The organism is Citrobacter sp. RHBSTW-01044 (assembly GCF_013781945.1).
In the GTDB taxonomy this organism is placed as follows: Bacteria; Pseudomonadota; Gammaproteobacteria; order Enterobacterales; family Enterobacteriaceae; genus Citrobacter; species Citrobacter braakii.
Genome location: NZ_CP056180.1, coordinates 1862432 through 1875098, shown reverse-complemented (window position 1 = coordinate 1875098; position 12667 = coordinate 1862432). Strand labels below are relative to the sequence as shown.

The 12667-nt window shown below is 51.7% G+C and carries 13 protein-coding genes; 6 read left to right on the top strand and 7 right to left on the bottom strand.

From position 1 onward, the window contains the following. The 5 genes from pduT to HV352_RS08930 all read left to right on the top strand — a co-directional run bounded on the left by pduT (position 1) and on the right by HV352_RS08930 (position 3520). Positions 1–555 carry a propanediol utilization microcompartment protein PduT gene (gene pduT / locus HV352_RS08950; RefSeq protein ID WP_181635362.1) on the top strand — a complete coding sequence of 185 codons (555 nt, stop codon included), beginning with the start codon at positions 1–3 and terminating at the stop codon, positions 553–555. Next, positions 555–905, top strand: coding sequence for a propanediol utilization microcompartment protein PduU (pduU, locus tag HV352_RS08945; protein ID WP_016156881.1), 351 nt, complete (start codon positions 555–557; stop codon positions 903–905). Before pduT ends, pduU begins: the two co-directional genes overlap by 1 nt. Positions 906–909: 4 nt before the next feature. Next, the gene (gene pduV / locus HV352_RS08940) at positions 910–1362 is read left to right on the top strand and encodes a propanediol utilization protein PduV (RefSeq protein ID WP_046275682.1); all 453 of its coding nucleotides are present in this window, start codon (positions 910–912) and stop codon (positions 1360–1362) included. Beyond that, complete coding sequence (locus tag HV352_RS08935; protein WP_047499004.1) at positions 1347–2561, top strand: acetate/propionate family kinase; 1215 nt, start codon at positions 1347–1349, stop codon at positions 2559–2561. The genes pduV and HV352_RS08935 overlap by 16 nt, the downstream gene beginning before the upstream one ends. Before the next feature lie 92 nt (positions 2562–2653). Then, a complete protein-coding gene (locus HV352_RS08930) occupies positions 2654–3520 on the top strand; it encodes an L-threonine kinase (RefSeq protein ID WP_104651488.1) in 867 nt (288 codons plus the stop codon). A gap of 40 nt (positions 3521–3560) precedes the next feature. Here the strand turns inward: HV352_RS08930 and HV352_RS08925 are convergent, their stop codons facing one another. From HV352_RS08925 to phsA, 7 genes are all read right to left on the bottom strand, one after another. Beyond that, complete coding sequence (locus tag HV352_RS08925) at positions 3561–3896, bottom strand: DUF496 family protein (protein ID WP_003834176.1); 336 nt, start codon at positions 3894–3896, stop codon at positions 3561–3563. Positions 3897–4134: 238 nt separating this feature from the next. Continuing rightward, the gene (locus HV352_RS08920) at positions 4135–5193 is read right to left on the bottom strand and encodes an FUSC family protein (RefSeq protein ID WP_016156885.1); all 1059 of its coding nucleotides are present in this window, start codon (positions 5191–5193) and stop codon (positions 4135–4137) included. Positions 5194–5279: 86 nt separating this feature from the next. Then, complete coding sequence (sbmC, locus tag HV352_RS08915) at positions 5280–5747, bottom strand: DNA gyrase inhibitor SbmC (RefSeq protein ID WP_137379527.1); 468 nt, start codon at positions 5745–5747, stop codon at positions 5280–5282. 123 nt (positions 5748–5870) lie between these two features. Continuing rightward, positions 5871–7043 (bottom strand): serine-type D-Ala-D-Ala carboxypeptidase DacD, encoded by a 1173-nt coding sequence (gene dacD, locus HV352_RS08910; protein WP_094761558.1) that lies wholly within the window; start codon positions 7041–7043, stop codon positions 5871–5873. A gap of 138 nt (positions 7044–7181) precedes the next feature. Then, entirely contained in the window at positions 7182–7949 is a 768-nt protein-coding gene (gene phsC / locus HV352_RS08905; RefSeq protein WP_019077107.1) for a thiosulfate reductase cytochrome B subunit, read from the bottom strand. Then, on the bottom strand, positions 7946–8524 hold the full coding sequence (phsB, locus tag HV352_RS08900) for a thiosulfate reductase electron transport protein PhsB (RefSeq protein ID WP_016153548.1): 579 nt from the start codon (positions 8522–8524) through the stop codon (positions 7946–7948). Before phsB ends, phsC begins: the two co-directional genes overlap by 4 nt. 14 nt (positions 8525–8538) lie before the next feature. Beyond that, positions 8539–10812, bottom strand: coding sequence for a thiosulfate reductase PhsA (phsA, locus tag HV352_RS08895; protein WP_181635361.1), 2274 nt, complete (start codon positions 10810–10812; stop codon positions 8539–8541). 397 nt (positions 10813–11209) lie between these two features. Between phsA and sbcB the strand changes: the two genes are divergently transcribed. Further along, entirely contained in the window at positions 11210–12634 is a 1425-nt protein-coding gene (gene sbcB / locus HV352_RS08890) for an exodeoxyribonuclease I (RefSeq protein WP_181500255.1), read from the top strand. Positions 12635–12667: the final 33 nt, after the last annotated feature.

Genomic DNA, 12667 nt, shown 5'->3' with positions numbered 1-12667 from the left:
ATGTCTCAGGCTATAGGGATTTTAGAACTCACCAGCATTGCCAAAGGAATGGAAGCGGGCGATGCCATGTTAAAAAGCGCGAATGTGAATTTACTTGTCAGCAAGACCATCTGCCCGGGTAAATTTCTGCTCATGCTCGGTGGTGACGTAGGCGCAGTACAACAGGCGATCGCCACCGGAACTTCTCTTGCTGGCGATATGCTCGTTGATAGTCTGGTACTACCCAACATTCACGCCAGCGTACTTCCTGCGATCAGTGGACTTAACAGCGTGGATAAGCGTCAGGCCGTGGGCATTGTTGAAACATGGAGCGTTGCGGCCTGCATCTGTGCCGCCGACCGTGCGGTTAAAGCCTCCAATGTCACGCTGGTACGCGTCCATATGGCATTTGGTATTGGCGGCAAGTGCTACATGGTTGTCGCTGGCGATGTGTCTGATGTGAATAACGCAGTGACAGTTGCCAGTGAAAGTGCGGGTGAAAAAGGTCTGTTGGTTTACCGTACGGTCATCCCTCGTCCGCATGAAAGCATGTGGCGACAGATGGTGGAGGGGTAATGGAAAGACAACCCACCACGGATCGTATGATTCAGGAATATGTTCCTGGCAAGCAGGTTACGCTGGCGCATCTTATCGCTAATCCGGGTAAAGATTTGTTCAAGAAACTGGGATTACCAGAGTCGGTTTCCGCAATCGGTATTCTGACGATTACCCCCAGCGAAGCCTCAATCATCGCCTGTGATATCGCCACGAAATCCGGGGCGGTAGAGATTGGTTTTCTCGACCGTTTTACCGGCGCCGTGGTACTGACGGGCGATGTTTCCGCCGTTGAGTACGCGCTGAAACAGGTAACCCGGACGCTGGGCGAAATGATGCGTTTTACCGCCTGTCCCATCACCCGGACATAATCTCATGAAACGCATAATGCTAATTGGCCCCAGCCAGTGCGGTAAAACGTCACTCACACAGTGCATGCGGGGAGAGGCGCTTCATTATCAGAAGACTCAGGCCATTGTCTGGTCTCCCACAACGATAGACACACCGGGTGAATATCTCGAAAACCGCTGCCTGTACAGCGCGCTGCTGGCCAGCGCCTGTGAAGCAGACATCATCGCGCTGGTTCTCAATGCTGACGCGCCGTGGTCACCTTTTTCTCCAGGTTTTACTGGCCCGATGAACCGACCCGTTATCGGCCTCGTCACCAAAGCCGATTTAGCCAGCCCGCAGCGTATTTCTCTCGTGGAGAGTTGGTTAGTTCAGGCTGGCGCGCAACAAGTATTTGTCACCAGCGCGCTGGAGAATACCGGGGTCGATGAGATGTTCATTTTTCTGAATGCAAAGGAACCTTCATGTCTCACAAAATAATGGCCATTAATGCAGGTAGTTCCTCGCTTAAGTTTCAGCTCCTGGCGATGCCGCAGGGTGAAATGATTTGCCAGGGACTGATCGAGCGTATCGGTATGTCTGATGCGCAGGTCACCCTAAAAGCACCAGCGCAAAAATGGCAGGAGACTTTGCCCGTAGCCGATCACCGTGAAGCAGTAACGCTGCTACTGGAAAAACTGCTCAGCCACAATATTATCAGCAGTCTGGAAGAGATCGACGGCGTAGGCCATCGCGTCGCACACGGTGGAGAATCCTTCAAAGATTCCGCACGGGTAACTGATGAAACACTGGCGGAAATCGAACGCCTTGCGGAACTGGCACCGCTTCATAACCCGGTTAATGCCTTGGGGATTGCGATATTTCGCCAGCTACTGCCGAAAACGCCAGCCGTTGCGGTTTTTGACACGGCTTTTCATCAGACCCTTGATGAGCCTTCTTTCATCTATCCTCTGCCCTGGCGCTACTATTCAGAGCTGGGTATTCGTCGTTATGGTTTTCATGGTACCAGCCACAAGTATGTCAGCGCTCAGCTTGCTGAAAAGCTGGGCGTGCCGCTCAGCGCCCTGCGGGTTGTTTGTTGTCATCTGGGCAACGGCAGCAGCATCTGCGCTATCAAAGGCGGACACTCGGTGAATACCTCCATGGGATTTACGCCGCAGTCTGGCGTAATGATGGGCACGCGAAGTGGCGATATTGATCCTTCCATTCTGCCGTGGATTGCCCTGCGTGAAGGCAAAACCCCGCAGCAGCTCAACCAATTGCTCAACAATGAGTCCGGATTACTCGGAGTTTCTGGTGTTTCACCCGACTACCGGGATGTTGAACATGCCGCAGATACGGGCAATCACCAGGCTGCACTGGCATTGACGCTTTTTGCCGAGCGGATTCGCGCCACTATTGGCAGTTATATTATGCAGATGGGTGGTCTGGATGCGCTGGTGTTTACCGGGGGAATTGGTGAAAATTCAGCGCGTGCTCGCGCCGCGATTTGCCACAACCTGAATTTCTTAGGTCTGGCCGTTGATGAAGAAAAAAATCAGCGTAACGCCACCTTTATTCAGACGGAAAATGCGGTAGTTAAAGTGGCGGTGATTAATACCAATGAAGAGCTGATGATAGCCCAGGACGTTATGCGTTTAGCGATATCAGAAACTGTGACATTGGGCATTCCCGCCTGATATTGCCGAACCGCAAATTGCGGCAAATCATGGTAATAGCGCGATCGCCATGACACTATGCGCCGAGGATTGCTGAACACAAAGGTGAAGACGTGGCTGTTGCGCAATGTCCCGCATCGTGCGGAGAACTTATCCAGGGCTGGATTCTGGGGAGTGAGAAACTGGTCTCCTGCCCGGTCGAATGGTATAGCACCGTTGAGGTCACTTCAGGCTCACCGCTGACAGATGAACGTCCACTTTCTCGGGCAATGGTTAACAGGTTATTACAGCACTGGCAGTACCCGGCGCATCTCAGTCAGGATATCCGGATAGATGTTCAGTCAACCATTCCCATCGCGAAAGGAATGGCCAGCAGCACTGCGGATATTGCCGCCACGGCCATCGCCGCAGCGCATTATCTGGGCCATCAACTGGACGAGCCAACACTGGCACAGCTTTGCGTTTCTCTGGAGCCAACCGACAGCACCGTTTTTCGTAAGCTAACCCTTTTCGATCATAACAACGCTTCCACGCAAATTGGTTGTGAAGCTCAGCCTCAACTCGATCTGCTGGTTCTCGAAAGCCCTGAAACATTGCGTACCGCGGATTATCACCGTATTCCACGTCATTCCGGCTTGCAGGCGGGAGCTGCGGCCCTCCAACGGGCATGGGAAAAAGTACAGGAAGCCTGTATTAGCCAAAATCCTTACCGGTTGGGAGAAGCGGCTACGCTTAGCGCAATCGCCAGCCAACTGCTGTTACCAAAGCCGGATTTTGATTCACTATTAGCACTGGTGGAAGAATGTGATTTATACGGCGTCAACGTCGCGCACAGCGGCAGCGTAGTCGGACTGATGCTGGACAGAAATCGTCATGATGTGGATTACATTAAATGGATGCTGACGCAGAAAAAACTTACGATTCACTGGCCAGAACAGCATTTGTTACGCATGGTAACGGGCGGGGTCGAACTGCAATAAGGGTCGCCGCACGGCAGCGACCCGAACAAGCATAAAATCGTTACTCGGCTTTCGCTTCGCCGTTTTTCACTTCGCCCATGGCTTTCAGCTTTTTAGAGATATCGCGGCGTTCTTTAGAGATCTCGGCGTTTTTGATGATGTAGTCATCAACACGATCTTCATAATCGCTTTTCATGCTGGCAATGATGCCCTGAATCGCTTCCACGCTCATACCAGGCTTGATGTAGTCACTCAGGTTGTCCAACAGCAGAACGCGTTTCTGGTTGTCACGGATCTTTTTCTCAACGTCCTGGATTTCACGTTGCAGTTTGTTTTTACGACGGAACAGACGAACAAATTCCAGCACGTCCTGGAAAGAAGGCTTGGTAGTTTCCATTTTTACACCCCTGATAATGTGAGATTCGGATTCGTTAAAACAACGGCTAAAGTGGGTCAACATTACTTTCATGCCCGCCATACTTCAAGTTGCATCTGCATCGACAATGCATGGTTGAAACCTGAGTTATCGAGGGTAAAGCCATTGCAGTTACCAATGGTTTTAGCCTTTTTCAGTATCATACCTCTAATCTTTGCTGAATCGAAGCAGCAGTAGAACCAATCACCTCATCTGCTCTTTATTTGCGCAGTGCGCGACAGATTAAATGTGAGAGTAACTCCAGCTGTCGAGCCATCTCCATGTTCAACCAAACGTAGCCGTGAATGGGCGTTTCTGCGACATTATCGCCTTTATGCTCAGCAATAAGCTGACGCAGCTCTGCTACGGTGTCATTGAGCTTTTCCGTATTGGCAAGCACTGGCTGCGGATTACCTTCATACAAGGCGTGGGTTATTGTCAGTAGTGCCTGCTGGGTCCTGAGCTGAGTTTCACGCAGCGTATGCGCATTCAACATGACAAAGTGGCTGGTACGGCTGGCCCACAGCGCATTAATTTGCAGCTCGAGCATGCAGACCAGATTGCGATTCACCGTCTGAATAGCCTCAAAGATCGACTTTTGAATGCGGGTTTCCTTGCTGGCAGGAGCGATGAGCCCACGCATTTTGACAACGTCGCTCAACAGTTGTTGTAAATGCTTTTCCAGCCGCGGTTGCTCGAGCAGATTGGGGGATAGCGCGGCCTGATACACCCGATTGTACCCCGTTACGCAATGCGCCAGTTGGATACGCCAGTGTATAAATGCCCGCTGCGGCCAGATGCCGGTAAACAGCATCGCCAGTAACGACCCCAGAATAACATCACCACCGCGCCATAACGCGGTATTCATATCTCCGGCAGGCGCACCCACGACCACGGCAAGCGTTATGCCAATCAGCAGCGCCTGGTACGGCCTTTTACCCAGCGCCAGCCAGCCGCAGAGAAACATCGCTACCGCGCACCATATCAGCATTAACGGCAGCGAGAAGAGTTCCAGACGCAGGGCAACCAGTCCCAGGACCGAGCCCAGGATCGTGCCACCTATACGTTCAAAGGCCCTGGGAACAACGTTACCCCAAAAAGATATTGGCCCCATAATAACCACCAGCGTGATCAGAGGCCATGTACCTTCGGGAATGTTTAACAGGCGTACCAACAGAAAAGTAAGGAGAAACGCCAGCGCAATGCGAATACCATGCACCACACGATAATGACGATACAAACGAATTTCAAAAGGACTCAGCGATTTGTCTGCACGCACTCATGCACTCCGTCAGGGAATAGCAAAGAAGCGAATTGTACCTGTTTTTAGCGTGAAAAGATCATCCTGATTTACACCCCAAACAGTTACTTCGTCTGCACTGGCACGTACATTTCAATGTCCCAGTAACCGTCCTCCATGCCATTGTTCATATAAACTTCAAAGCAGGGTTTAGCGGCTATCGTATAAGTCGTATCCTGCAACAGGCGCTCGAAGAACTGATACCAAGGCGTCGCAAAATCGTGATTCTCAACGCGCGCAACAGCGACAGCATAGTCGCCACCCGCCAGTTCGGTGAGGATCACCCCTTCGCTGTTTTCCGGGATTTCAAAACCTTCAGGCACAGAAACCACGGTATCACAGCGCAGTTTTTCCGCAGGAACAACATCAGGGTTGTCGTAATAAACGGCTATCCATTCCAACGGTACAATCTGTTTTCCGTCGACCCACTTCATTAATTGCTCAAACCCCTGCTTCACCGTTTGTTCCCACGGTCCAACCATATGGAAACCGGCAATCATGCGTTTATCGACCTGCTTTATCTCGTACTCCATACAACCTCCACTGTTACACTGTATTTATATACAGTGTAATTTCTGGTTATGTCGGCCACAAGGAAATAGTGATTATTATGTGAGCAGATTCGCACTCTTGCCAGTCAGACGCATCAGGAAAAACTACGCCTTGTGGTGGAAATAGTCGCTCAGGCGCGAGAAAACGCCGCCTTCGCTGACGGATTCCAGCGTAACCAGAGGCCAATGCGCCACCAGCTTATCCCGATCGTAGAGTTCAATTTCCCCCACACGTTGATGCGCAGCGATGGGAGCAACCAGCTCTTTCTTATCAAGGACATATTTTGCTTTGATGTTAGGGACTTCTGCTTTAGGCAGGGCCATCCAGAAATCCTGCTCGGTTCCGAGGCTGATTTTTTCTTTATCGCCATACCAGATCCGTTCAGTGCCAACCTGCTTACCGCTACGCAAAACCTGCACTGTATCGAAGTTGTGTTGCCCCCATTGCAGCAGTTTACGCGCCTGATCTTCGCGCCCTTTCGCACTCTCCGCACCCATCACCACCGCAATCAGGCGGCGCTGACCATCGACGGCGGAAGCAATCAGATTAAACCCGGCACCGGACGTATGCCCTGTCTTCAGGCCATCTACGTTCATGGTTTTATCCCACAACAAACCGTTACGGTTTTGCTGTGTGATGCCGTTCCAGGTAAGGCTTTTCTCACTGTACATATGGTAGAAATCCGGTTCCCCGTGGATGATAGCGCGAGACAGCACGGCCAGGTCGTACGCCGAGCTATGCTGACCCGGCGCATCCAGACCATGTACCGTTTCAAAATGGGTGTCCTGCAGGTTCAGTTTTTGCGCATAGTTGTTCATCATCGCGACAAACTGCGGCTGCCCTCCGGCGATGTAATCCGCCAGTGCCACGCAGGCATCATTACCGGAATCAACAATTAACCCACGGCTGAGGTCGCGTACCGAAACGCGATCCCCTTCTTTCAGGAACATCAAGGATGAACCGACAAATACCGGATTATCTTTTGCCCATGCATCGCGCCCGACGGTCACAATATCTGTCGGACTAATACGCTTGCTGTCAATTGCGCGATCGACAACATAGCCAGTCATCAGTTTCGTCAGGCTGGCAGGATTGCGCTGCTGGTGTTCATTACCGGCTGTCAGGATTTGGCCCGTGGTGTAATCCATTAACACCCATGCCCCGGCAGTAATCGCAGGAGGTTGTGGGGCGAAGCTCACGGCATCGCTCGCCCAGGCGGGCGAAAAACTCATCGTTAATAGTGAAGCGGCAATAAACAAACGGCGTTTCAACAGCATGTCCTCAGGAAAGGGAGAAATAGCCGTTCTTTTTACGGAAGTTCTGTCGAACAAACATGGATAAATTGCAAGAAAATGTGACATAAGGCACATTTTCTTGCTATCAGGAAAGGGTTTCAGAGACAAATCTCGCCGGAGCTACCCTTTACGCGGCGCGGTCTCTGCATGATGACTGCGATGGCGGTGATAACCATCGATCATACTGCGAAAAATTTGCCCTGGCGTGTCACCCAGCGTGCACAGGTAAATATGCGCGCAGATGAACAGTAAGCCCACAATCGCTAACGCCATATGCAGCACCAGCATCACCGGCCCCGCCCCTACCACCTGCGGGTAGAGACATAGCAACCCGGTGATGATCAGTAGTGGAACCAGTGCGTACATGATGGCCAGGTAGGCCAGCTGTTGCAGCGGGTTAAATTTGTCCTCTGCCGTTGCGGCAAACGGGTGCGGCTCACCTTTCATAATGCCATACAGATAAAAGCGTGTTTGCAGCAGGCAGCGTGATATCAACCCGCTAAATTTCACGCGATAATGGCAGCCGTTGCCGCTGGTTGCGTTTATTAACACAAAGCCAATCCAGAAGGCCAGCAATGCGAAGCCACACCAGGTATGTACCTGCACCATTAAGGCCACCGGTCCGACAGAAAAGTGGCCAAACAGGCCGCTCAGCAGAAGCAGGATAAAGAGCAGCGCATTACCCCAGTGCCAGCGGCGGACCGCCAGCGAATAAAGGTAGTCCCGATGCTCTTCCCCGGTTGCCGTTTTGGGCGCCAGCATCCGACGTAACAGCGCGTGCGTGACCAGACCCGCAATCATCAGCACAATAATAACGCCTGCATAAATGAGCCACAGCGGCCAGTAGTCCGGCGCATAGTGAAGCTCTGCTCCCCAGATAGAATTCATACATTACCCTCCTGATGGATCTCTTTACGCCGATAGACACTTACCGGGCCGCTACGCGTATCCTGCTGGCGATAAACCTCTTTTTGATTAATCCAGTGCTGAATTTCCGGGTCATCGCGACGACCAAATTTCAGCGCATCCGTCGGACAAACGGAAACGCAGGCTGGCGATTGTCCGACCTCCAGGCGAGTATCGGCGCAGAAGTTACATTTGTCGGCAATCCCCGTTTGTGGGTTGAGGTAGCGGACATGGAACGGGCAAGCGGCAACGCAGTAGTCACAGCCAATACAGCGAGACTTATCCACTTGCACAATGCCATTTTCGTCACGAAATGAAGCACCGGTAGGACAGACGCTGACGCACGGCGCATCTTCACAATGCTGACAGGAAACGCGAACAAACTGGAAGTGGGACAGCACCTCGGGTTCATGTTCGGGTGAACGGATCTGCACTTGTAGGCGACTAAATCCCTCCGGCACGTCATTCAATACCTTGCAGGCAACCGTACACGCCTGACAGCCAATACAGCGTTTCTCGTCATGCAGCATGACATAAGGGTTTGTTGATTGATTCATGATGTTCTCCTTTCTCATGCCCGACGAAGCGTGACGCCAGCGGTGTGCACCACCGTACCGGAAACCGGACTGGTAACATGCGGCAGCAAATTACCGCAGTGAATACCGTGCGTCGTCGCCGCGGTTTTAGCTCCCGCCTTGGCGCCAAATCCCATATAAACGAACAGCGTATCGGGTCGTATTCCGGCAGTAACCAGCGCTTTGCCTTTTTCCTTACCGGTCGCATTTTCCAGCCAAATCTCATCGCCGTTTTTGATGCCTTTTTCACGGGCCGTTTGCGGGTGGATCCACACCGCGTTATCCCACATCAGCTCACTCAGCAGTGGTACATATTGCGTCGCGCCGTTGGTATGCACCGCCACTTTTCCCTGAATAAAATAGAGTTCATTGTCGCCTTTGAGGGCAAAATTGCGGGCGCGCGGAATACCGTAGCCAGGCAAAAGTGCTTCCAGCTCTTCAGAGTAGAGTTCAATTTTTCCAGACGGGGATTTAAAGCGCAGTTGCTCGCCATAGGTACCGTCGCCGTCAACCGCCACCGCGCCCGGATAACGCGCCACAAACTGACGCACTGCTTCAGGTTCCCGCAGCAGCAGCGGAATCCCCCACTCCAGATATCCTTTCTGACGCAGTTCAGCGGAAAGCGCATGATCGCCATTAAGCTGGTACAACTGCCGTGTCTGCATATCCTGCCAGGGGTAGAACTGCCCAAGGCCTAACTGCACGGCCAGCTCTTTCCAGATTTGCCAGCTCGGACGCGCATCCCCAATCGGCTCTACAACCTGCTGGCGCAGGGCATAGGCCGGATTCAGGCCCGACATGTCAGAGACTTCTTCATCACGTTCAAGGTAGGTGCATTCGGGTAACAGATAATCGGCATATGCCGCGCTTTCGCTTAAATAGACATCGCAACTGACCACCAGATCGAGTTGTTCAACGGTTTTGACCAGATCAGGTCGGCAGGTCACGGTCTGGAAAGGATTGTGGCGGGACATAATCCATCCCTTCACCGGATACGGCGTCTGGTTTAACACGGCATCGATGATGCTTTGCACTACGCCGCCACCCGCCGCGATGTACTTGAATTGTGGGGCAACCAAATCAATGCGCTGCGCCGTTGGCTTGGGCAATTTGGCATCAGGTTTTGCCAGCACCGGAGCGACCTTCTCTCCGGCCAGCTTATTGTAGGTCGCCGCGGCTTTTTTCTGGTACAAGCCGCCTTCACGCTCAATATTTCCCAGCAGCGCATTGAGGGTGAAAATCATACGCCGCATATCAATTTCTTCTTGCGAAAACGTCGCGCGATGGCCAGGGCTGACGATAGCATGAGGCGCACAGGCGGCCATTTCGCGGGTGACCCGAACAATAACATCAGCAGGCACATCAGCTTGATTTTGCGCCCATTCCGGCGTGGTCTCTTGTACCGCTTCTGCCAGTTGGTCAAACCCTGTGGTGTAGCGCGCAACGAAGTCCGCGTCATACAGATGTTCATTAATCATGACGTGACACATGGCCATTAACACCGGCAAGTCGCCGCCCGGCTTGAGCGCATGCCATTCATCCGCCTTGCTGGAGAAAACTGACAAACGGGGATCGAAGCTGACCATTTTTGCGCCCTTTTCCTGCGCGGTCATCAGTTCATGCGTTTCGGCAACCTCAATACCTTCATAGAGATTGTGGCCAAAAGAGACCATATAACGGGTATTGGCGATATCCATAGCCAAATCGCCGCCCATCATCACTTTGGCGGCAATCGATTTTCCGGCAGGGCATGTCGAGGCATGCGTAAAGGTGTTTGGCGATCCAAACGCCGTTGCCAGCTGAAATAAATGACCCGAAAGCGAACCGGATTTGGAAGAGAATACGACCCCCTGAGGACCATGCTGCGCTTTTATTGCCATCATTTTTTCGGCAATTTCTTTGTAAGCCTGTTGCCAACTAATAACCTGCCATTCTCCGCTGCCGCGAGGCCCTGTGCGTTTCATGGGTTTGACAATACGGTGCGGGTCGTTGACCAGGCTAACACCACTGCCTCCGCGTGCGCAGACACGCGTGCCCTGTTGAGTCGCATTAGGGTTCCCCTGAATAAAAACCGTCTTGTTATTAATTACCTGTGCCTGTATTGGGCAACGATAAGAACACATTTCGCACAAGCTTGGCGTCAGGGATGTTTTCCCCTTAATGCTCTCTGGAGAATTTCGCGCCAGTGCGCCAGGCGGAAAACTGCCTATCGCGCAGGCCGAGCAACCGATACCCACTCCTCGCAAAAAATTACGCCGACTAATGCTCATATAACCTCCTGTTATTAGATATATCCAATTATTATATGGTGTTTAAATTATTAATTTTTAACCTCACTCACATTTCATTAGAATATAGAGCAGTTAACCGCCAAAATAAAAAACCATTGTTTATAAAAGAATTTTAAAATTTCCAGAACACAACAAATCAGCACTAAATAACAATAATGGTTCTCATTTATATTATTTATCAGCTCATAGATTTCAGAAAATTTATTCCAGTAATGTCCCTTAACAGTGCAAAATTTATTAATCAATTCTATTAAATCCTGTTCATCTCAATTTTATTGCGTACATCATTCAGCATTGATAATCGCTTTGCTGATTACCTCGCTATTTTTTGGTATTCTTGGACGAGCGCTAAATTGATCCCGGACATAACTGAACAATGAATGACGGCAAGCAGCAACCTGGTTTTCTCTTTCACGATTACGAGACCTTTGGTACCCATCCGGCGCTGGACAGACCCGCGCAATTTGCGGCTATCCGCACAGATAGCGATTTCAACATCATCGGTGAACCTGAAGTCTTTTATTGCAAACCCGCAGACGACTATCTGCCGCAGCCTGAGGCGGTGCTGATAACCGGTATCACACCGCAGGAAGCGCGTGAAAAAGGAGAAAATGAAGCCGCTTTTGCTGCGCGCATCCACGCCCTGTTCACCGTGCCGAAAACCTGTATCCTGGGCTATAACAACGTGCGCTTCGATGATGAAGTGACGCGCAACATCCTGTATCGCAATTTCTACGATCCCTACGCCTGGAGCTGGCAGCACGATAATTCACGCTGGGATCTGCTGGATGTGATGCGCGCCTGTTATGCCCTGCGTCCTGAAGGAATTAACTGGCCGGAAAACGACGACGGCTTACCCAGCTTTCGCCTGGAGCATTTGACCAAAGCCAACGGTATTGAACATGCCAATGCCCACGATGCGATGGCCGATGTATACGCCACAATTGCCATGGCGCAATTAGTGAAGTCGCGCCAGCCGCGCCTGTTTGATTATCTCTACAGCCATCGCAATAAGCACAAGCTGGCCGCACTGATTGATGTCCCGCAAATGAAGCCGCTGGTCCATGTTTCGGGGATGTTCGGCGCATGGCGCGGCAACACCAGTTGGGTGGCGCCATTAGCCTGGCATCCTGAGAATCGCAACGCGGTGATTATGGTCGACTTAGCCGGTGATATTTCACCGCTGCTGGAACTGGACAGCGACGCGCTGCGTGAGCGGCTCTACACTGCTAAAGCTGATCTGGGAGATAACCCAGCCGTGCCGGTTAAACTGGTGCACATCAACAAATGCCCGGTACTGGCACAGGCGAATACCTTGCGCCCGGAAGATGCCGATCGCCTTGGCATTAACCGCCAGCATTGTCTGGATAATCTCAAAATACTGCGCGAAAACCCGCAGGTTCGCGACAAAGTGGTGGCCATCTTCGCCGATGCGGAACCCTTTACGCCATCAGATAACGTAGACGCACAGTTGTACAATGGTTTTTTCAGCGATGCCGATCGTGCCGCGATGAAAATCGTTCTGGAAACTGAGCCGCGCAATTTACCGGCGCTGGATATCTCCTTTGTCGATAAGCGCATTGAAAAGCTGCTGTTTAACTACCGCGCACGTAACTTCCCCGGAACGCTGGATGAAGCCGAACAGCAGCGCTGGCTGGACCATCGTCGTCAAATATTCACGCCGGAGTTTTTGCAAAATTACGCCAATGAATTGCAGATGCTGAGCCAGCAATATGCAGATAACAAAGGGAAACTGATGCTGCTGAAGTCACTCTGGCAGTATGCGCAAGAGATTGTATAACTCCCACGTATAAAAAAACCGGAGAACATGTCT

What these genes read in the sequence shown, in the direction of transcription:
- dacD (WP_094761558.1), bottom strand. Translation starts at nt 7,043, where the DNA reads ATGCTGTTGAAACGCCGTTTGTTTATTGCCGCTTCACTATTAACGATG.
- HV352_RS08935 (WP_047499004.1), top strand. Translation starts at nt 1,347, where the DNA reads ATGTCTCACAAAATAATGGCCATTAATGCAGGTAGTTCCTCGCTTAAG.
- phsC (WP_019077107.1), bottom strand. Translation starts at nt 7,949, where the DNA reads ATGAATTCTATCTGGGGAGCAGAGCTTCACTATGCGCCGGACTACTGG.
- phsB (WP_016153548.1), bottom strand. Translation starts at nt 8,524, where the DNA reads ATGAATCAATCAACAAACCCTTATGTCATGCTGCATGACGAGAAACGC.
- phsA (WP_181635361.1), bottom strand. Translation starts at nt 10,812, where the DNA reads ATGAGCATTAGTCGGCGTAATTTTTTGCGAGGAGTGGGTATCGGTTGC.
- pduT (WP_181635362.1), top strand. Translation starts at nt 1, where the DNA reads ATGTCTCAGGCTATAGGGATTTTAGAACTCACCAGCATTGCCAAAGGA.
- sbmC (WP_137379527.1), bottom strand. Translation starts at nt 5,747, where the DNA reads ATGGAGTACGAGATAAAGCAGGTCGATAAACGCATGATTGCCGGTTTC.
- sbcB (WP_181500255.1), top strand. Translation starts at nt 11,210, where the DNA reads ATGAATGACGGCAAGCAGCAACCTGGTTTTCTCTTTCACGATTACGAG.
- pduV (WP_046275682.1), top strand. Translation starts at nt 910, where the DNA reads ATGAAACGCATAATGCTAATTGGCCCCAGCCAGTGCGGTAAAACGTCA.
- HV352_RS08925 (WP_003834176.1), bottom strand. Translation starts at nt 3,896, where the DNA reads ATGGAAACTACCAAGCCTTCTTTCCAGGACGTGCTGGAATTTGTTCGT.
- pduU (WP_016156881.1), top strand. Translation starts at nt 555, where the DNA reads ATGGAAAGACAACCCACCACGGATCGTATGATTCAGGAATATGTTCCT.